Genomic DNA, 20,419 nt, shown 5'->3' on the forward strand with positions numbered 1-20,419 from the left:
TTTTACCTTTTGGAAATGACCCCCTAAACCATTCTCCTTTTAACCTTGTTATAATAGTGTTAATCAAGGAGTGTATGCTATGAAAATATTAAAATATCTATTCATCTTCATTTTCATCATTGGACTTGGGGTTTCAGCCTGGTTTTACTATCCGCAGTATCAGATATACAAAATGAAAAAACAGACAGCGGTTGCTGTTAATCATAAAACCAATCAAATTTCGTATCTTAACTATTTCCAAAATGCTAAAACAGAGGAACTCCACCTTCTAGCCATTGGAGATTCAATTATTCGAGGAGTTGGTGCTGGACCGAATGAGAACTTTGTAAGCCAATTTTCTACTAAATTAGCGGAACAGACCAACAAACAAGTTACCTTTGATAACCAAGGTATCAATGGGATTACTAGTGGTGAATTAAATGAGCTAGTTCAGGAAGGTCGCTTTGATGAATCGATTAAGCAGTCTGATATTGTAACCATAAATGTTGGTGGCAATGATGTTCTTCGCATGGCCCGTGGTCAAAATTTTCGAACCGTCATTCAAGACTACGATCAACTGCAAACCTCTTTTTCGAAAAATCTTAATGAGATTACTACCAGAATTACCAAAGTGAATCCGAAGGCCACGATTGTATTTCTAGAATTGTATAACCCCATCCATCCTGATGATCAAATGTATTCTATAGCAGACAAAATGCTGCCTAAATGGAATCTTCATATCTATGAAGTTGCGAATCAAATTCCAGGTTCCATCGTTATTGAAACAACAAAGGTCATTAATGGAGACAAGCTGCAAAACCTCTCCCCAGATGGTGTCCATCCCAATGTAGCTGGATATACAGCCATTTCAGAGCAAATCATGTATCAGCTTAAGCATCAAATTAGAAAAAGTTCAGTATAAGTACGAACGAACCGTATCTTTATAGGTACGGTTTTTTTCATAATACACACATTATAATTCCAGTGTCATGAATACGCTATTGGGATCCTCTTTATAATCAGAGAAAGGCTTGCAATTTTGAAATCCAAAGCTAACATATAATCTTCTTGCTGGTTCGAATGCCTCCATTGAGCCCGTTTCCAAACTTACACGTTGATAACCACGTAACTTCGCTTCCTCAATCAGATGTTGTAGCATTCGCTTTGCCACACCTTTTCTTAGATGCAAGGCAGAAGTTCGCATGGATTTGATCTCCCCATGTTCACTATTTAGCTCTTTTAGTGCGCCGCATCCAAGTAATTCCCTACCATCCCATGCACTCCAAAACGCTATCTCAGGTTTCCTTAACTGCTGAAGATTTAAAGCATGAATACTTTCCGGTGGAGAGTTCAATGACATGTTATAAAGGTGTTCACTTATTAAACTTGCAATTTCAGGTCCAGTTAAATCATCGCTTCTAATTTCCATAAAAGCCTCCTAATTACTCTCAGTTTCTATTTAATTAAATCCTATCTATAAACCATCGGACATTCAACGATTATGTAAGAAAATCTTACACAGTTTCACTCCCCCTCTGTTATAAAAATGTAATATTCTTATAACACAGTTGATAGAATGATTTGCTACAATATTGATACATTAAATAGTACGAACATTTAGAAAATTATTGTTACTAGATTCAATGAATTTTTTAAGAAAGTAGTGGTGTTTGGTGATCAAAAAGTTGATAATGATATTAAGTATAGTGATTATTCTCACAGTATCAGCAGGAAACCCATTTTTACATAGTGTATATGCAGAATCTTTAACTAACCTACATAATCAAAACCTTCAATCACAATCGCAGTCAACCACTCCCATAAATTCATTAACCATTGCAGCAGAAATTCCCAACCTTGAAGCAAACCCAAATAATGTAAAGGAACAAATGAAACGAGTTTACGATGCTATTCAAGCAAATAATGTTGAAATTCTCAAAAATGAAAATTATGGAAAACTAGCAAAAGCTGAGGTAGAAAAACTTGAAAAAGAGATGAAAACTTTAGAAGAGAGTATGGAAAAAAGGAAGAGTGTATTAAAGGACCGAGCTCTATCTTATCAGCACACAGACATGCATGTCTCCTACATTGATGTATTGCTTGGTTCCACTAGTTTTCGTGATTTTGTGGAACGTGTTGGAGCAGTCGCTGCAATTGCCGAAGCTGACAGAACTCTATTGGAACAGCAAGAAACGGAACAACAGGAATATGATACCAAGAAAGTAGCTTTAGAAAAAAAGCTTACTGAAATAGCCAATATGAAAAAAAACTTAGAGACATTAAAGTCACATCTGATTAAACAACAGAATGAATACAGTTTGTTAAAGGAGCAAGTTAAAGAAGAAGTTAGTAAAAAAGAAGTTGTTAAACAAACATACATAAATGCGATACCAGCTAAACAAAGTGATTACATAAGTACGGTAATAAACGCAGGTAAGAAGTATATTGGCAATTCAGTTTACGTATTTGGCGGCGGTAGAAGTACGAATGATGTTGCACGTGGCCGATTTGATTGCTCCGGCTTTGTCCATTGGGCTTTTGCACAAGCGGGCGTGACTATCGGGACTACGACTTCTGCTATTAAGAATGATGGCAGGCAGGTTGCTGCAAAAGATATGCAGCCAGGGGACCTTGTGTTTTTTGATACATATAAAAAGGACGGACACGTCGGTATCTATATCGGTGACGGAAAATTCATTGGCTCTCAAAGCTCAACCGGTGTTGCGATCGCCGATATGTCACAAGGTTATTGGAAAAATGCATTTAAAGGGCGGGTTGTGCGGATATAAAAAAATGGTATTGGATACAGTTTGCCTCTCTTTTATTATGGTAGATGACCATGGTGTTGCTCGCCATCCCTGTTTTCACCTTTTTCAAACCCAGCTTTTGATAAAATTCATCGTTACCCGTTGTCGCAATTAGATGAACGCAGGAAACATGACTAAGTTCGTTTAGGAGATACTCCATTATTTTTCTAGCAATGCCTTGCTTATGATATTCCTGATGAACGACCACATCATATATTGCAGCATTAAACACTCCATCAGTCATGGCTCTTCCAAATCCAACAATTCGATCATCCATTTTTACAATAGCAACAACATTACTTGCCTCGAAAATTTGTTCAATGATTTCATTGGAATGTTTAGTCCAACCCACTGAGCGATAAACCTCTCTCATTTCATCAAGGTTACTTTTTGAAAAATTACTATGAATCTTCATATTTACCACAAAACCTCCTATTACTTAATTACGTCATTTCATTGGGCTACTCAGTTTACTTGGTTTAATACCTAAAAAATTCAAAAAAAATGGTGCGTTTTTCATAAAACTGCATTTAATGTAATGTGAAGGAGATGATGAGGTATGACAGAGATAAATTTCCATCAGCTTGCCCATGAGTTACTCAAACGGGAAGTTGAGGTGGTAACACTTCAAGGTACTTTTACTGGAAGACTTCTTGAAGTGGGAAGTGACGTGATTGTGTTGGAGACACGAGGCAGAATGCGTTCTACGCTAGTCGCTATTCGTATTGAAACCATTGTTGCCCTCTTCCGTGTAGAACAACATAGACCAAGAGGACCTTTTGGTTTTAGTCCTGATGAATTTGAAAGTGAACATGAACATGGCCATGACCATGACCGCATGGAAAGCAGTGACCGTTAAACTATTCCTATCAAGCAAGAGCAGTTTACTTAAGGTGAACTGCTCTTGTTTCGTTTCACATCCAGCATTCTATAATCGAAAAGTATAACATGTCACTCCTTCGACTTGTTTAAATCCCTCTTGAATATATAACGCTTTGGCCCTTTCATTCTCTGCATTGACACAGAGAATGGTTCTGTCATATCCCGTTCTGTTGGCAAAATCCAATAAATACCTAAGCAGGAACCTTCCTAAACCTTTGCCCTGGTATTCAGGCACGATTGCAATGGGACCGATATTCATAATAGGCGCATCTTCATATTCATCGACAGCACCTCGAATCACTCCTACTGGGCGCTCTTTGTCAAAAAGGATAAGCGATGCCCCTTCGATATGATCCGAATTTGTCATCATTTTCACCACCATGTCTGGTGTGATGGGGGTTTCACTTCCTTTTAAATTCGCAAAGGCAGCATTTCGAACCGTACACCAGGCTTCTTCGTCCATGCCTAAACGGAATGGTCTAATTTCATACCCGTCTAACATGCTGAACTTGGGAACCTCTTCATTTCCCCTAACAAGTAAGAACGTGTAGCGCTCCGCCAAAAACTTCAATAGTTCAATAGTATGAGCCAATTTTTCATTAGTGAATGGAACGAACAGAAAAACTTCATCTATCTCGTTTGTATGCCTTAACAACTCTTGCATCAACATTTGGTAGTTCACAAGATGTTCCTCTTCGGAATGAAAAATCCTAAAGCGAGCTTTCCGCCCGCGCCGATTATAATCATTCAACATCAATGAGCCTACTGCTACCATTCTTCCCTTTTGGTTTGTAACAATATAGGTCGGGTTTTCCTTATCTGGTTTAAAGTTTGCTAGATGCTCGTCATACAAAAATGAGTCATCTATTTCTATTTTGTGATTCTTACAATAGGCAACAAAGTCTGCTACTCTCTCTTCACATAAGTATTCTACTTTCATTTCTTGCACTCCCCTTTAAAACTAGGCTCTGTTAAACTTGCCTGTTGATTTCCGCTCCAATCAACAGGATTTATAAATCAACACTGTTCTTTAACACAGCCTAAAACTTAAAACATCATCTTTTTATTGTTCTAGATTATTTTTTATTCTCCTGCCAATTGTTCTGCGATTACAAGTTCAGTTTTTTACCATAACACACTAGTCATGATAAAATAGGGTAATCATATCGTAAATTGGGGGATTGAATGTGGAAGAGTTTGTGTATGTAATTAGGCCAAAGCGGGAAAATTTTATCGAGACCATGACAGAAGAAGAAAATAAGATTATGGGTACCCACTTTCAATATTTAAATGAGCTTTTGACAGAAGAAAAGCTTATCCTCGCAGGTCCGTGCTTAGACGGCGCCATGGGCATTTGTATATTTCGTTCAGAATCATGGGAAGTCGCACAAAAGATTATGGAGAATGATCCAGCCGTGGTTAACGGAGTTATGGATTGTGAATTACATAAATACCGTGTTTCATTAATGGAAGGTCGTTAAAAATAATTTTTCAGACAGAAGGGGTTTCATTGACTAAAGACAACAAAAGAATTCGATTTATTGCAACCTTAATATCAGCATTTATCGGTGGACTCGTGTTCACTGTCCTGCATACACCGATCCCTTGGCTTCTTGGTCCAATGTCAGCAGTTTTAATTGGAGCCAGATTTTCTAGGATTCAGTTTTTCTGGCCGAGTTATATTCGTGATACTGGTTTAATTATTGTTGGATATTCAATCGGTTTATCGTTTACGAAGTCGGCACTTTTACAAATAGTAGCTAAGCTGCCTTCCATGCTGCTTATGACTGTTTTACTTGTCTCATTTTGTGCAGGAATTGCTTATGTCGTTTCCAAGCTTTCAGGCGTCGACTATCCTACTGTATTAACAGGAAGTATTCCTGGTGGGCTATCGCAAATGATTATTTTCGCAGAAGAAGTCAAAGGAATCGATATTACCACCGTTACCTTTCTTCAAGTAGCTCGTTTATTAATGATAATTTTCCTAGTGCCCTTTCTAATTTTAGGGTCTTACTTTAAAAATACACCTGCAAAGTCAAGTGCAGACTTAATTGAAAAAGCAATGCCCTTCTCTGGACCTGTTTTACCAACGTTCATTCTATTTGCTTTACTGTGCATTGCATGTGCATTTTTAGCAAAAAGACTTAAGTTTCCTACTCCGTTTTTATTAGGGCCGATTTTGGGAACTGCCATTGCCACGATGTCTGGATTTCAAGGTCCGTCATTGTCACCAGAGATTTTGGATGTTTCCCAGTTTATGATCGGTAGTTATATTGGACTGCTATTAAAACCTGAGAAATTGCAGCATAAAGCAAAAATTATCACGCTTGCGCTTGTTAGTGGAATGGTCATGATTTTGGGTTCCATTGGTTTAAGCATTTTACTCGTTTCGCTCTATGGTATTTCACCATCCACCAGTTTCTTAAGCCTGGCTCCTGGTGGGATGGATCAGATGGGGATACTCGCTCACGAAATACATGCAGATTTATCTATGGTGACGGGTTATCAGCTTTTCCGCTTATTTTTTATCTATTTTGCTGTTCCACCATTGCTTCGATTGTTTTTTAAAATTGGCTATCGTGGAAAAACAAAATCTGTTTAACAGATAAAAATGGATATATTTGTATGAAAAATAAATTCGAATAGACCTTGACCTAAACTTAGGTTTAGGTTGTATCCTTTTATTTGTATCGTATCAAGATAAACATTGGAGGAAATAAAATGACAAAATTCGCTTTTGTAACAGGAGCAAATAAAGGGATTGGATATGAGACTGTCCGTCAATTAGCAGAAAAAGATTTCCATGTATTTTTAGGAGCGCGCAACGCGGAATTTGGTCAAAAAGCTATACAATCTTTAGGTATGTCAAATGTTTCATTTGTCCAAGTGGACATTTCAAACACACAATCCATTCAGGACTCTGTTAAAAATATTCTCGAATTTACGGATCACTTAGATTTGTTAATTAATAATGCAGGGATTGCATTGGATTTTAATATTTTGCCAAGTGAATTAACCGTTGGAACCCTGCGTCAAGAATTCGATGTTAACTTTTTTGGTACATTCCAAATGATCCAAGCCTTCTTACCATTAGTTAAAAAAGCTCCAAATGGTAAAATTATTAATCTAACGACAGATATGGCTTCGCAAACAATGTTCGACAATGGCGATGTTCATCCACTAAATATTTTAGGCTATAATTCATCAAAAACCGCTGTGAATGCTTTAACATTAGGATTTGGTAAAGAGTTCGGTACGAATGGTCCAGAAATACTAGGTGTGACACCTGGTTTTACCACAACAGATCTTAATGGAAATGCTCCGGGAGGCAAAACACCTGCCGAAGGTGCGCAAATCATTGTTAAATACGCCTTAAGCGAAACAAATTATAATGGAAAAATTCTTAACCAAAACGGAATTATTCCTTGGTAATCCCTTAAGGAGAATAGTATGAATTATACCATTGGGCAAGTCGCCAAAATGAATAACCTATCCATTTCCCAATTACGTTACTATGATAATCAAGGAATGTTGCCTTTTTTAAAAAGAACGGAAAAAGGGGATCGGGTTTTTGACGAAGGTGCACTAAAATTTTTAGAAATCATTCTTTGTTTAAAAAATACTGGAATGCCCATCAAGGAAATTAAACAATTTATTGATTGGTCAATGGAGGGGGCGGATTACACCCCTCAACGATTAGAAATGATCAGACATCACGAAACCAACGTTTTACAACAAATTCGAGATACGGAAGAAAATCTAAGAAAAATTCAACAAAAGATTGCAAGACTTGAACGTGAAATGGACGACGTAAATGGCATATAAAAAAGCAAAACTCGCCTGAAAAAATGGCGAGTTTTCTTTGTTTTTTAATAAACTTATTGATTTGCTTTCTTTACCCATTCTGCAACTGTTACTGTACGCTTTGCCTGATGTTTTACAGCCGCTTGAACATCTTCAATCATTTTACCATCTTGGCCAACTGTCACACTTGTTCCATAAGGGTTTCCTCCTGCTCCAAATATAACTGGATCAGTATAACCTGGGGTCGCTATAATCGCACCCCAATGCATCATAGAAGTATATAATGAAAGAAGTGTAGCTTCCTGACCACCATGTGGATTTTGTGCTGAAGTCATGGCACTGACTACTTTGTTTACTGTTTTTCCTGTTGCCCATAGTCCTCCTTGTATATCAAGGAATTGTTTCATTTGTGACGGCATGTTTCCAAATCGAGTCGGAACACTAAAAATGATTGCATCTGCCCATTCAATATCATCCCCTGTTGCAACTGGAACGTTTTTCGTTGCTTCCACTGTGTTTTTCCATACTTCATTTCTCTCAATAATAGACTCAGGAGCTAATTCTTGAACTTTTAGTACTTTAACTTCAGCACCTGCTTCTTTTGCTCCTTCTTCAGCCCATTTTGCAAGTTGATAATTTGTACCACCCATACTGTAAAATACTACGGCCAATTTAACATTTGTCATTTTCTCTGTCCCCTTTGTTGTTGAATTGCCAAATAATTTGGATAAGAAACCCATTTTACTACACCACCTATTATTTCTTGCGTATCAAATTTACATACATTCGTCGAACAAGACTTTAAAAGAAAAATACTATCATAATCGAAATTATTAATGATTGTGCAGTGTGCTTTTGAATAGTGACTTAAAGCTCTCGCATTATTTGCCACTAAGGAAGAAACTTAATAAACCTTTACATAAAATCCATCAGCACTTAAAAAACAGCTTTTATTATTAAATTATAGAGCCATTATGTAATAGGGGGAGGAATTTTTTTGCTGTGGATAGATACCATTTTACTCTATTCTGTAAATCTACTTTTACTTATTGGTACCTTTTTTACGTTTCTTTTAACCTTCATTTTATTTATAAAATCAGCTGAACATGCTACGCCCTTTATTTCTTTACTTATAAGCATTGCCTTTATCAGCACATTTATAATAATAAATTACCTATGAGAATTATTATTAACAAAATTCCTTCCGAAAATAGTATCTACTGAAAATTGCCAGTACCCTGTTCAACCAAAAAAAGCAATAACCTTCTGCAAGAGAAGTCGTTTTTTGACTAAACTTGTAGAAGGTTATTGGACCCGAGTTTTATATTTTATTCGTGGAAGTTCGTTCCGTCTGTTGTTGCCTTCACGATCCCTGCACGGATCGTGAAATCTCCGAAATGCTCCCCTTCATTGCGTTCTTTTGCATAACGGGAAAGAACGACGTTTAATTCTTGTAAGATTTCATCTTCCCCAATATTTTCACGGTACATTTTACTAAGACGACTGCCGTCATGGGCTGCACCTAGATACATATTGTATTTTCCTGGTGCTTTACCGATGAAACCAATTTCACCAAGTGCATGTCGAGCACATCCGTTTGGACAACCCGTCATTCGAATCGTGATTTCTTCATTGCGGAGGCCGTTCTCATCCACAATGGCCTCAATTTTATCAATTAACTTTGGTAAGTAACGTTCCGCCTCTGCCATTGCCAAACCACAAGTCGGTAGCGCCACACAAGCCATCGAATTCCGGCGGAGAGCGGAATAGCGGCTCCCGTCCGTTAATCCATATTGTTCAATAAGTGCATTGATTTGTTTCTTCTTCTGACTTGATACATTCGCGATAATCACATTTTGATTTGGTGTTAGATGGAAATCTCCTGTATGGATTTTTGCAATTTCACGAAGAGCTGTTTTCAGTTTGTAGTCAGCAAAATCCGCCACCCGGCCGCCTTCAATAAATAAGGTTAAATTCCATTTTCCTTGAATGCCTTTAACCCAGCCGTAACGATCTCCGTTATGGTCAAAATGATACGGTTTCGCTTCCTCTAGGCTCCAGCCAAGACGATTTTCAAGCTCTGTCTTAACTGTTTCAATACCTAAACGGTCAACCGTGTATTTAAATCGAGCATTTTTACGAACAGAACGGTTACCATAGTCACGTTGAATCGTAATCGTTTTTTCCGCTACTTCATACAACTGTTCCGGCTTACAGAAGCCAATTACCTTTGCCAGCTGTGGATAGGTAGCGGTATCACCGTGAGACATGCCCATTCCACCGCCAATTGCCACGTTGAAGCCAATTAACTTGCCATCTTCCACAATAGCGATAAACCCAAGGTCCTGTGAAAAGACATCGATGTCATTAGATGGAGGAACAGCAATCCCGATTTTAAACTTCCGCGGTAAATAAAGCGGACCATACATCGGTTCTACTTCTTCTACATCAGGCGTACCTGCTACTTTTTCTTCATCCAGCCAAACTTCGTGATAGGCTCTTGTTCGTGGCAAGAGGTCATCACTTAATTTTTTTGACCATTCATATACTTCAGCATGAATTTCAGACTGATAGGGGTTGGATGCACACATGACGTTACGGTTAACATCCCCACAGGCTGCTATTGTGTCTAATAGTGATGCATGAATTTCTTGGATGGTTTTTTTCATATTCCATTTTAAAATTCCATGCATTTGGAAAGTCTCACGTGTTGTCAGCTTCAAGGTGCCATTTCCGTATTTATCCGCAAGCTCATCCATGACCAGCCATTGATGTGGTGCGGCCACTCCTCCCGGTAATCGAACGCGCAGCATGAACTGGTAAGCTGGCTCCAGTTTTTGTTTTTGTCGCTCATTTCGGAGATCACGGTCATCTTGTAAATAACTGCCGTGATGCTTCATTAATCGGTTATCATCTTCAGGAATGCCCGCACTGAGTCTGTCAAGCATCACTTCTTTTAATGTACCACGTAAGTAATTACTTCGTTCTTTGATGTCCTCCACATCACTTGGAGGGCCATCTGGTGCTTTTAAGATTTGTTTCACCATGTTGAAATACTCCTTTCCATCCCATCAATATACATCGCGCTGGTAGCGTTTTTGTTGCTGCATCTCGGCAAGGTATGCTTCTGCTTGTTCAGGGCTCATATTTCCTTCTCTTTCAATAATCGAAAGAAGCGTGTGATGGACATCGTGTGCCATATGTTTCTCGTCTCCGCAAATATACAGGTGCGCTCCTTCTTGAAGCCACTCGAATAATTCCTTGCTACGCTCAAGCATGCGGTGTTGAACATATACTTTCTCATCCGTATCACGTGAAAATGCCACATCCATTTTGGTCAGGACGCCTTCCTTCAACCACTTTTGCCATTCCGTTTGGTAAAGGAAATCTGTTACAAAATGCTGATCACCAAAAAATAACCATGATTTCCCTTCCGCACCTGTTTCTTCACGTTCTTGGATGAAAGAACGGAATGGTGCTACTCCTGTACCAGGTCCTACCATGATAATTGGTGTTTCTGGATTGGCTGGCAATTTAAAGTTTTCATTGTGCTGGATAAATACAGGCAATGTGTCACCAGACTGCAGGCGTTCAGCTGTTAAAATGGAACATACGCCTTTTCTTTCACGACCATGCGCCTCATAGCGGACCGCACCAATCGTTAAATGTACTTCATCCGGGTTGACTGTCAAGCTGCTCGCTATTGAGTAAAGTCTGGCCGGGATTTTACGTAGAATGGAGATAAATTCTTGGGCTGAATCTCCCCAAGGACCAAAGTCGTTAACAAAATCCAACAGGTCACGCCCCTGAATATAGGCTTTCAATTTATCCTCATTGCCTGTTGCAAGTAGTTCCTTCAAATCAACATTATTTGTAAGCTTTGCCACTTTTTCAAGGAACGGTTTCGTTACTACTGTAATCTCAAAGTAAGCAGTGAGTGCTTTTTCTAGAGATAATACATCTCCTTGTTTGTTTACGGTCACTGTTTCTTCCGCACCCCACGGTAATACGGCTAGAAGTTGTTCGACGAGTACAGGGTCGTTTTCCGGATAGATTCCTAGACTATCTCCCGGTTCAAAGGTAAGCCCTGATCCTTCGAGTGAGATTTCAAGATGACGCGTTTCTTTATTAGAGCCACGGCCATTCAAGTTGATATTTTCTAATACTTCCGCTTTAAATGGATTAGACCGTGAGTATACAGAATCCGCCACTGGAGCTGCTGCTCCTACTGAATTTACCGCTACCGGAGTATTGCTTTCCAGACCTGAACTTAGACTTCCGAGGACGCCTTCAAGCCATTCTGTTGCTGGCTCATCATAATCCACATCGCAATCAAATCGTGGGTATAAACGTGTTCCGCCCAGTTCTTCTAGACGTGAATCAAATTCTTTTCCAGTTTGACAGAAAAATTCATATGAACTGTCACCAAGTGCTAGCACAGAGAAAGAAAGATCACCGAGTTTCGGTGCTCTCTTGCTGTGTAAAAATTCATGGAATGTGAGTGCACTATCAGGTGGATCGCCTTCACCATGTGTACTTACAATAATAAGAAGGTTTTGGACTTTCTTTAAGTTGTTGGTTTTAAAATCATTCATGGAGGAGACAGTTACCTGGAACCCTTTTTCCTCTAATGTTTTGCCTGTTTTCTTTGCTAGTCCGCGTGCATTGCCCGTTTGTGAACCGTATAGAACTGTTACCTCTTTTGATGCCTTTGGTTCTGAACCTTGGACAGGAACTACTGTCCCCTGCGTGTTAGCTGCTCCAAGAACAGTAAACGGGGATGCTGCTAAATACCCACTCAGCCATACTTTTTGGGCGTCTGTTAAAGTGGGCAAAAGTCGGTTAAGTAGTTCTGCCTGCTCCTGATTAAACGGACTGTTGATTACCTGAAGTTGCAACGATATCCACCTCACAAAGGATAAACTTTTTTGTTAAATTTGAGTTTTTTAAGTTAGTTGACTATGAATCTTCTATTTTACTTTGAGCTGGGGCTGTTGATGGAACTATTAATAGTGCCCATGGGCCTCTGTTTTTTTGTCCGACGGGCACTTTAATCTACAGCCCACGCCCCATCACCTTATTCCACTGTAGCTCTTCTAACAACAATATCCTCAATCACCCGATGGCCGCTCAATGGGCCTGTATGAAGAATCGGCTGCCCTTGTTTTTGCCGTTTCCGAACTTCTTGACTCACTTCAGCGGTTAACAGACCAGAAAATAATAAATACGGCACAACGATCAATCTTCCAGTTGCACCTATCGTAATCATCTCTAACCCTTCTCTAAGGCGCGGTTCAGCGGCAGCCATAAAGCAAACTGATACGTGTTCAATTCCAAGCCGCTCTCGAATACCAGTGGTAATCTTAGCAAAATCATCATGAACGGCTGGGTCGCTGCTGCCTCTTCCAACAACCAAGACCCGATCATCTGGTCCTACATCCCCTGCCGATAAACGGATCAGCTCCGCCACTCCATCCAGAATTGGCCCTTGTACACCAAAAGGATCCCTAACATTCACTTGAATTTGAGGATATTTAACCTTTAATAACGATAGTGCATCAGGGATATCCTGTTTAATATGTCCTGCCGCTAAAAGGAACAAAGGGACGACAGTAATGTCTGTCGCTCCCCTCTCCACACAGCGCTTGAAACCCTCTTCAATCAAGGGATGTGTCAGTTCAAGAAAACTGGGCTCCTGTATCGGGATATTAACCTGATCCATTACCCTTTCAATAAATGCCTTTGCTTCTTCTGCTCCTTTTTTAGAGCGCGTCCCATGTCCAATGTAAAGTATTGCCTTCATAGATAGAATTCCTCTTTATTATGAGATTGAAGAATGTTAAACCCCAGATTAAAATCTTAATTGCATTAATTGTGAAAATCTTAAATCCAATAGGATTACTTATATTTATTTTAAACTACTATAAGTACAATAGGAATACTTAATTTTTGAATATTATACAACCACGATTATCCATGCACAACTGGCAAGCTGGGCAGCATTTCCTTTTGGAACCAATTTAAATTTTTGTGAAGCGAAACAACCTCTCCAATTACTATCATGCTGGGATTTGAAACACCAGTTTTCACTACCTGTTCTTCAATTGTTGCAAGTGTTCCAATAACCGTTTTTTGATCCCTTAATGTCCCCCATTGGATTACGGCAATCGGTGTCTGAGGGGATTTCCCATGCTGGATTAATTGTTTGATAATAGTTGAAAGGTGAGATACCCCCATATATACACAAATGGTATCAACACTTTTAGCCAAATGATTCCATTGGTGCTCTGCCGCTTTATCACCAGCCTGATGGCCCGTAATAAAAGCAAAGCTTCTACTCAAAAAACGATGGGTAACAGGAATTCCTGCATAAGCAGTTGCAGCAATGCCAGCTGTTATCCCTGGTACGACTTCAAAAGGGACTTCGTTCCTCATACATTCCTCAGCTTCTTCCCCACCACGACCAAATACAAAGGGATCTCCTCCCTTTAAACGAACAACTTGAAGACCCTTTTTTGCATATTTAACTAAAAAATGGTTGATCGTTTCCTGCTTCATTGTATGATAGTTTGGAAGTTTCCCACAATATATGAGTTGCGCACCATGTTTTGCATGTTGCAATAGTTCTGGATTAACTAGCCGATCATATAGGATGACATCAGCTTGCTGCAGGTACCTTAATCCTTTTACCGTTATTAAATCTGGATCTCCTGGACCCGCACCCACTAAGTACACCTTGCCTGTCATGGCTATTCATCCTTTCTATAATACCTGTTAGATTACATTCTTATCCTGTAAATAGTCAAAAATGTGTTTAACGGCTTCTTCTACCGTTACCTGATCAGACCTAATAGTAATCTCTGGTCGTTCTGGTGATTCATATGGCGAGTTTATCCCCGTAAAATCCTTAATTTCACCACGGCGTGCCTTTACATATAACTGCTTCGGATCCCGTCGTTCACATTCCTCAAGAGGGCAATCGATATATACTTCAATAAACTCCCCTTCTTCAAACAACGCGCGCACCTGATCTCGATCTGAGCGGAATGGAGAAATAAAGGCAGTCGTCACAATCGCGCCGCTATCGACGAACAGTTTAGCCACTTCACCAATTCTTCTAATATTTTCTGTTCGATCCTCGTCGGAAAAGCCTAAGTCTTTATTTAATCCATGGCGGATATTGTCTCCATCAAGTACATATTCGTTTAATGCTTGACGAAACAATTCACTAGAAACCGCATTAGCAATGGTTGATTTCCCCGAACCGGACAGACCCGTAAACCAAAGAACGCAGCTTCCATGACCATTTTTCGAACGGCGCTCTTCCTTTGAAATCGATGATGAGTGCCATGTAATATTCGTTGCTTTTGTCATTTTACTGCCTCCCTAGACTGATGTTTTTTCTTTCATTCCTTCAATTAGCACTTCCACAACTTCTTTTCTACTGAAAGTTGATGGTGGCAGTGTTCCAGCACGAAGCATTTCTCTTACCTTTGTTCCGGAAAGAATTACACGGTCCGCGTTGCTATGTGGACAAGTTTTATCTGAAGCCATGCCTTCACATTTGTTGCAATAAAAACTATGTTCAAAGAATAATGGTTTAATGCCCAATTCTCCCTCTTCAAATTCACTGAAAATCAACTGTGCATCGTATGTTCCGTAGTAATTCCCTACCCCTGCATGGTCACGGCCGACAATAAAGTGTGTGCAGCCGAAGTTCTTTCGGGCAATCGCGTGGAATATGGCTTCACGTGGTCCCGCATATCTCATTGCTGCTGGATAGACACCTAGCTGTACCCTTTCAGTAGGATAGTAGTTTTCAAGTAACACACGATAGCTCTTTAAACGGACATCTGCTGGGATATCATCCGACTTTGTTTCACCCACTAATGGATTAACGAAAAGTCCATCAACCGTCTCAAGGGCTGCCTTTTGGATGTACTCATGCGCACGGTGAATGGGGTTTCTGGTTTGGAAGCCAACAACAGTTTTCCAGCCTTTTTCTTCAAATAAAGCGCGCGTTTCTTTGGGCTCAAGCCATACATCACTAAAGACACCTTTTTCAGGTTTCTTAATCAAGGTTACTTCGCCTGCTACATATACAGGGCCTCTTTCATATAGACGTCTCACTCCGGGGTGTGCCAATTCAAGAGTTTTATAGACATTAATTGCTTCCGTATCTAAGTTGGGTTCAAACCATTCAGATACTTTTATTACGCCGTAAACTTCTTTATTGAAAACTAATTTGATTTCTTCTCCTACTTCAAGTGTGGCAGCTGTTTCCTGCGATACAGGCAGAGTGACAGGGATAGACCAAATGGTATTGTCAGCTAATCTCATGTTCTCAACAACTGATTCATAATCTTCTTTACCAAGGAATCCCGTAAGTGGACTAAACAGACCTACTCCAATTAACTCGAGGTCGCTTAAGGCAATTGCATCAATCACTACTTCTTTTTCAATGTGAGTTACATCCAGTTTTGGGTTATATGCTTGGATTAGTTTTCCCCCATGTGGTTTTGGTAAAAATGACAACAGAATCAAACCCTTTCTTTAGTTAACCGGTAATTGGTTACAAATTTTTATTTATTAAACTAAGATTCTATTGGAAAGAATCTTAGTCTTTAGCCATTTCTTGTCTTACTGGTATGCTAGTTTTTTGCTTTTTTATTAATGAGAGTACGCCAAATACAGAAATTAGGGCACCTCCCATAGCGATAATTGGATAGAAATTATGTTCAATAATTAATTGAATCAGCGTGTACGATAAGACCATCGATAAAACTGGTGATACGATCCAAACGGTAAGCAGTTGAACCACGATATCTTTTTTCAATACCGCTTTCCCATGCTTAGCAAAGCCAATTCCTATAATGGAAGAAGTCGTAATTTGCGTGAGCGGTACGGGGATTCCAAATACGGATGCAATCGTTACGATGGTTGCCCCGGTACCAGAGATGATGGAGCCTTCTTCGAGTCTGAGTTGGGTAATTTTCTTTCCATTTGTTTCAAGCACCCGCTTGCCCAAAACCAATGCTCCCAAGGCAACGAATAATCCGCCCCAGAGTATACCATCACCAGTTGATAGGATTTTTGCACCAACAAGCGGTCCTACCGCATTGGCCACATTATTCATTCCTGCAGAAAAGGCTTCAAACATCCCCATGAGTAATACTAAGACAGATAGCACGGGAACCGCCTTTGATGCTTCGAGCCACTTTTTTAGCCAGTTCATTTTTAAAATGTAGGAAGCAATGATGGCAATAAGAAAGGCAGCAAATGGTGTCAGAAGCCAAAAGAACATGATCCAGATTAGATGATTAACGAACACGGATTGATAAACAATTCCTGCCCCAACCACTGAACCCACTGCAACTTCACTTGTTGAAAGTGGAATTCCAAATATATTAGCTAAAAACAAGGACAAGGCAGCTGAGGCTAAAACAATTAAGGCAACCGGAACGTTAAATGTACTATTAGGTACAATTCCCCCGCCAATCATTTTGACGACTTCGCCTCCTCCGAGCCAAGCACCGAAGAATACAGCAATAGCGCAAAGCAATAATGCCAGCCTTTTTTTCACCACTCCCGCTCCATAGGCAATTCCCATGGAGGCGGCGGCACCGCTCGCACCTATATTAATTGCAAAGAACAACCCAATTGTTATGGCGATAATTGTGAGCAAATGTTACGCCCTCCCTATTTCGTGTGTAAGCCACACTCCGTCTTGTTGCTTCCCACCCAGCGTCCTGCACGTGAATCTCTATCCGTCCCTGACGGCTGTGTACATGGGAAACAACCGATACTTGGATATCCATGATCATGCAAGGTGTTGTACGGTAAATCTTTTTCTTTGATGTAGTTCCATACTTCCTCCCACGTCCAGTGGATCAACGGGCAGATTTTTATATTTTGAAATTTGTCATCTTTATTAATAAACTCAGTATTTGCACGTGTTGGTGATTGGTCTCTACGAAGCCCAGATATCCAAGCTTGTTTCGAGGTTAAGGTCTCTCGTAACGGAATCACCTTACGAATATTGCAGCATTGACCTGGATCCCGTTTCCATAAGGCCGATCCATATTCTGCAGCTTGTTCATCAAGCGTAAGTTTTGGCAACTTTCTCTCAATATTTAAACTTGGGAACCTAGCTTCGATCTTGTCAATCACCTCATACGTTTCTGGAAAGTGCAATCCGGTATCTAGAAATACGATATGAGCATCCGGCTTGATCTGTTGAATTAAGTCAATAAGAACAATAGCCTCTGCACCAAAGCTTGATGCATAGACAAGTTCTTGTTCCGAGTAATGACTATATGCCCACTCCAGCACGGAACGCGCTCCTTTGGTAAAATCCTCAATTGAAAAAGAATCTGAAATTTGTTGCCAATTTTCATAAGTAACTGTAGTCGTCATTGCTACAGGCCTCCTTTATCTTCTAAAAATCTTCTGAATAATCCTTGCTCTGCTAACCGCCTTTTTATAACAGAAAAAGGCGGTCTCCTTTTACGTAAAAGTGGAGACCGCCTCTAGTTTGTCTAGTCAGCGATTTTTATTCGATTGAAGACGAACCTTTTCAATTTTTTCAAGTTGCACGATCTTGCCGTCCTGAACGACAAGTGTAATTGAACCAAATTGTAAGGTGTCGAGCATTTTCTCAAGCTGAGCGAAGAGTTCTTCTTTTTCATTAGCTTTCAGTTGGTTCGCCCCCCTTTATGATGCCAGGAAGTAATGTTATATTTTATTGAAATTAATCCTACCATACCTATAGGTTTTATGTAAATGAAAAAATTTAATTTTTTGTATATTATTTTTTGCACATTTTTATGCCTCGATATAAAGCAAAAAAGAGCGTCCTAATCGGCAATGAAACCGTTATGGACGCTCCCGGGACTTTCGTATTAATTTTTTCTAAAGCAATGCTTTTCCTGCATCTGGTGAAGTGTTTGGGTCCCCTTTACCAACGATGATGGAGCTTTCTGTCTGGATATCATTATCCTCTAGGTTTGCTTCCACATTGTTCGCTGTCTTACTAGCTGTACTTTCTTTTACGTTATTGTGAAGTTCTTGAGGCAACGCTTTTTCTTCCTTATTCATAGTAAGCACCATCCTTTTTACAGGTAGTGTTGGTTAATCCTATTGAACTATACATGATCTATTTAAATTTTAACTTACCTTTTTATTAACTATCGTAGCAGCCATGATTTTGATATATGCTTCAGCGTGTTGTTTCCCGATAACCTCGTTTTCTTTCACAACATTCGCATTTATTAACTCTTTTTTCATTTTTTGTAAAAGTAAATCTTTAAAAAATGCCGACCGATTTGGGGCAATCTTCGCTGCAATTTCCCATATCCAATGTTCCATATTTATACTAATTGCTTTTTTCTTTAAATCTTCCGACAAACCGTTTTTGATTTCTTCTTTTTTTAAACCTACTCTTCTTACTGGCTTTCGACCTGTGATTACTGATTTTAATTGGCGTTTATATTGAATAATATTTAAGTATACTTCACCTAAAAGTTCGGTCACTCCATCCATGTCAGTCATAACATGCTCGTTTATTAGTTCGGCTTTTATTTTTTCAAGGAATAAATTCCTAAAAAATTTTGATCTGTTACTCTCAATTCGCTCCACTAATTCCCATATCCAGCCCTCAAGGTTGAGGCTAACTGAAATCTTCTTGTTTGAAGGAATTTCTTGTCTCTTAGCCATTTCAAGGTCACCTCATTCTTCATTTTGTCCATTAAAGACAGCTAATTTTGTTGCTAGGTTAGAAAATGATTATCTAAAAAAACGGTGCATGGAGATTTGTTGATCTTTATTTTTTTCATAGAGTTTTTCAACATTTTCTTCGTGTACAGCTTCTTGTAGACTGAGCGTCCGTTTTTTTATGGTTATAGAAAGGAATAAAATATTTATAGTCATGTCAATCACTCCTTGGTACTAATGTGTTTTGCTTTATTTGTTACTCTTAGTATAGAAAAACCCAAAAAGAATGAAATCGTTCTGAAGACGAGAATTCTCTCCATTTATAGGCCGAATGATTATTCATACTTTAGTCGTAGAAGTTGAAAACAGATTCCTTTAAAACGACTAGTCAGTTTATTTTATTATATTGACCTGCTCGAATAATTGTCAATTTAAACCACCTAATTATTAAAATATTTTTTCGTAGTCCATTTAAGCCTATTTTTGAACCATTTGGTTGGTTTCCACTGTCTTAGACGAAGAAAAGACAAGAATAGTTTCTTGTCTTTTCAAAATTTATGCTTTTATTTTTTCTAAGTACATTTGCTTCATTTCGGTTAGTACTTCTTTAAATGGATAATCTGTATATACCGACTGTACCGTGACACCGTTAATCATTGACCAAAAAATGTCGGCCATTACTTCTGGCTGAAGGTCTTTTTTGATTTCCCCTGATTCTTGACCATCTTTAACAATCCCAGCAAGCAGGTTGACAAAATAGTGTTTTCTTCGGTCCGTTAGTTTTTCCGCTAAATCCGGATGTCTAGCAGCATGGAGTTTAAATTCATCATGAACAATAAATTTCCCTTGAATTTCTTTATTTGAAAAGTCCACTTGGCTATAAACGTTAAACAAAAAATGAATCTTTTCAATAGCACTTTTATACGTCGAAAGGTCCTTGACTAAACTCTCATAAGTTTCTTTTGTATCTGAATTCATTAATTCTAAGTATATCTCATCTTTACTTTTAAAATAGTTATAAATCGCGCCTTTACTAATACCTGAATGCACTACAATATCATCAATGGTTGCCACTTGAAAACCTTTCTTTGCAAAACAAACCAGGGCACTTGCCAAAATCTCCTTCTTCTTCTTCTCTTTATGTGAATCTGAAACGATTGGCGGCATTCTTACACCTCCGTCCTTTGTAAATAAATGAAAACATAAATAAGATTCTATATATATCCATTAAAACA

Annotated in this window: 24 protein-coding genes; 7 read left to right on the forward strand and 17 right to left on the reverse strand. The window is 39.0% G+C overall.

Annotation, left to right across the window (positions count from 1 at the left end; translation table 11 throughout):
• Positions 1–79: 79 nt before the first annotated feature.
• Positions 80–901 (forward strand): SGNH/GDSL hydrolase family protein, encoded by an 822-nt coding sequence (locus QE429_RS15170; protein ID WP_307288076.1) that lies wholly within the window; start codon positions 80–82, stop codon positions 899–901.
• A gap of 51 nt (positions 902–952) precedes the next feature.
• Here QE429_RS15170 and QE429_RS15175 read toward each other — a convergent pair whose 3' ends face one another.
• Entirely contained in the window at positions 953–1,408 is a 456-nt protein-coding gene (locus QE429_RS15175; RefSeq protein WP_307288078.1) for a GNAT family N-acetyltransferase, read from the reverse strand.
• Positions 1,409–1,664: 256 nt separating this feature from the next.
• On the opposite strand from QE429_RS15175, the gene QE429_RS15180 reads away from it, so the two are divergent.
• A complete protein-coding gene (locus QE429_RS15180; protein WP_483862227.1) occupies positions 1,665–2,768 on the forward strand; it encodes a C40 family peptidase in 1,104 nt (367 codons plus the stop codon).
• Here QE429_RS15180 and QE429_RS15185 read toward each other — a convergent pair.
• The gene (locus tag QE429_RS15185) at positions 2,743–3,201 is read right to left on the reverse strand and encodes a GNAT family N-acetyltransferase (protein WP_307290840.1); all 459 of its coding nucleotides are present in this window, start codon (positions 3,199–3,201) and stop codon (positions 2,743–2,745) included. The two genes, QE429_RS15180 and QE429_RS15185, sit on opposite strands and share 26 nt — an antisense overlap.
• A 144-nt stretch (positions 3,202–3,345) precedes the next feature.
• Between QE429_RS15185 and QE429_RS15190 the strand changes: the two genes are divergently transcribed.
• Complete coding sequence (locus QE429_RS15190) at positions 3,346–3,645, forward strand: hypothetical protein (protein WP_307288080.1); 300 nt, start codon at positions 3,346–3,348, stop codon at positions 3,643–3,645.
• 69 nt (positions 3,646–3,714) lie between these two features.
• Here the strand turns inward: QE429_RS15190 and QE429_RS15195 are convergent, their stop codons facing one another.
• Positions 3,715–4,608 (reverse strand): GNAT family N-acetyltransferase, encoded by an 894-nt coding sequence (locus QE429_RS15195; RefSeq protein WP_307288082.1) that lies wholly within the window; start codon positions 4,606–4,608, stop codon positions 3,715–3,717.
• A gap of 247 nt (positions 4,609–4,855) precedes the next feature.
• Here QE429_RS15195 and QE429_RS15200 point away from each other — a divergent pair, with 247 nt between their 5' ends.
• The 4 genes from QE429_RS15200 (at position 4,856) to QE429_RS15215 (ending at position 7,493) form a co-directional block, all read left to right on the forward strand.
• Positions 4,856–5,149, forward strand: a complete 294-nt coding sequence (locus tag QE429_RS15200) for a YciI family protein (RefSeq protein ID WP_307288084.1) — start codon at positions 4,856–4,858, stop codon at positions 5,147–5,149.
• A 29-nt stretch (positions 5,150–5,178) separates the two neighbouring features.
• Positions 5,179–6,270 (forward strand): AbrB family transcriptional regulator, encoded by a 1,092-nt coding sequence (locus tag QE429_RS15205; protein WP_307288086.1) that lies wholly within the window; start codon positions 5,179–5,181, stop codon positions 6,268–6,270.
• Positions 6,271–6,389: 119 nt separating this feature from the next.
• Positions 6,390–7,100 (forward strand): SDR family NAD(P)-dependent oxidoreductase, encoded by a 711-nt coding sequence (locus tag QE429_RS15210; RefSeq protein ID WP_307288088.1) that lies wholly within the window; start codon positions 6,390–6,392, stop codon positions 7,098–7,100.
• Between the two features lie 18 nt (positions 7,101–7,118).
• Positions 7,119–7,493 carry a MerR family transcriptional regulator gene (locus tag QE429_RS15215; RefSeq protein ID WP_307288090.1) on the forward strand — a complete coding sequence of 125 codons (375 nt, stop codon included), beginning with the start codon at positions 7,119–7,121 and terminating at the stop codon, positions 7,491–7,493.
• A 53-nt stretch (positions 7,494–7,546) separates the two neighbouring features.
• On the opposite strand, the gene wrbA is transcribed toward QE429_RS15215, so the two are convergent.
• The 14 genes from wrbA to QE429_RS15285 form a co-directional block, all read right to left on the reverse strand.
• Positions 7,547–8,158, reverse strand: coding sequence for an NAD(P)H:quinone oxidoreductase (wrbA, locus tag QE429_RS15220; RefSeq protein ID WP_307288092.1), 612 nt, complete (start codon positions 8,156–8,158; stop codon positions 7,547–7,549).
• 642 nt (positions 8,159–8,800) lie between these two features.
• Positions 8,801–10,519, reverse strand: a complete 1,719-nt coding sequence (cysI, locus tag QE429_RS15225) for an assimilatory sulfite reductase (NADPH) hemoprotein subunit (protein ID WP_307288094.1) — start codon at positions 10,517–10,519, stop codon at positions 8,801–8,803.
• 24 nt (positions 10,520–10,543) lie between these two features.
• Positions 10,544–12,370: an assimilatory sulfite reductase (NADPH) flavoprotein subunit gene (locus QE429_RS15230; protein WP_307288096.1), complete on the reverse strand. Its 1,827-nt coding sequence runs from the start codon at positions 12,368–12,370 to the stop codon at positions 10,544–10,546.
• 179 nt (positions 12,371–12,549) lie between these two features.
• Complete coding sequence (locus QE429_RS15235) at positions 12,550–13,275, reverse strand: sirohydrochlorin chelatase (RefSeq protein ID WP_307288098.1); 726 nt, start codon at positions 13,273–13,275, stop codon at positions 12,550–12,552.
• Positions 13,276–13,442: 167 nt separating this feature from the next.
• Positions 13,443–14,219 (reverse strand): uroporphyrinogen-III C-methyltransferase, encoded by a 777-nt coding sequence (gene cobA / locus QE429_RS15240; RefSeq protein WP_307288100.1) that lies wholly within the window; start codon positions 14,217–14,219, stop codon positions 13,443–13,445.
• 27 nt (positions 14,220–14,246) lie between these two features.
• Positions 14,247–14,846, reverse strand: a complete 600-nt coding sequence (cysC, locus tag QE429_RS15245) for an adenylyl-sulfate kinase (protein WP_307288101.1) — start codon at positions 14,844–14,846, stop codon at positions 14,247–14,249.
• 12 nt (positions 14,847–14,858) lie between these two features.
• The gene (gene sat, locus QE429_RS15250) at positions 14,859–16,007 is read right to left on the reverse strand and encodes a sulfate adenylyltransferase (RefSeq protein ID WP_307288103.1); all 1,149 of its coding nucleotides are present in this window, start codon (positions 16,005–16,007) and stop codon (positions 14,859–14,861) included.
• Between the two features lie 82 nt (positions 16,008–16,089).
• Positions 16,090–17,157: a sulfate permease gene (locus tag QE429_RS15255; RefSeq protein WP_307288104.1), complete on the reverse strand. Its 1,068-nt coding sequence runs from the start codon at positions 17,155–17,157 to the stop codon at positions 16,090–16,092.
• 14 nt (positions 17,158–17,171) lie between these two features.
• Positions 17,172–17,888: a phosphoadenylyl-sulfate reductase gene (locus QE429_RS15260; RefSeq protein ID WP_307288106.1), complete on the reverse strand. Its 717-nt coding sequence runs from the start codon at positions 17,886–17,888 to the stop codon at positions 17,172–17,174.
• 126 nt (positions 17,889–18,014) lie between these two features.
• On the reverse strand, positions 18,015–18,170 hold the full coding sequence (locus QE429_RS15265; RefSeq protein WP_307290842.1) for a YezD family protein: 156 nt from the start codon (positions 18,168–18,170) through the stop codon (positions 18,015–18,017).
• A 213-nt stretch (positions 18,171–18,383) separates the two neighbouring features.
• Positions 18,384–18,569, reverse strand: coding sequence for a hypothetical protein (locus QE429_RS15270; protein WP_307288108.1), 186 nt, complete (start codon positions 18,567–18,569; stop codon positions 18,384–18,386).
• Between the two features lie 69 nt (positions 18,570–18,638).
• Positions 18,639–19,187 (reverse strand): hypothetical protein, encoded by a 549-nt coding sequence (locus tag QE429_RS15275; RefSeq protein ID WP_307288109.1) that lies wholly within the window; start codon positions 19,185–19,187, stop codon positions 18,639–18,641.
• A 69-nt stretch (positions 19,188–19,256) separates the two neighbouring features.
• Positions 19,257–19,400, reverse strand: coding sequence for a YrzI family small protein (locus tag QE429_RS15280; RefSeq protein WP_307288110.1), 144 nt, complete (start codon positions 19,398–19,400; stop codon positions 19,257–19,259).
• Between the two features lie 339 nt (positions 19,401–19,739).
• Positions 19,740–20,351 carry a TetR/AcrR family transcriptional regulator gene (locus QE429_RS15285; RefSeq protein ID WP_307288111.1) on the reverse strand — a complete coding sequence of 204 codons (612 nt, stop codon included), beginning with the start codon at positions 20,349–20,351 and terminating at the stop codon, positions 19,740–19,742.
• Positions 20,352–20,419: the final 68 nt, after the last annotated feature.

The organism is Bacillus sp. SORGH_AS_0510, from assembly GCF_030818775.1.
GTDB lineage: Bacteria > Bacillota > Bacilli > Bacillales > Cytobacillaceae > Neobacillus.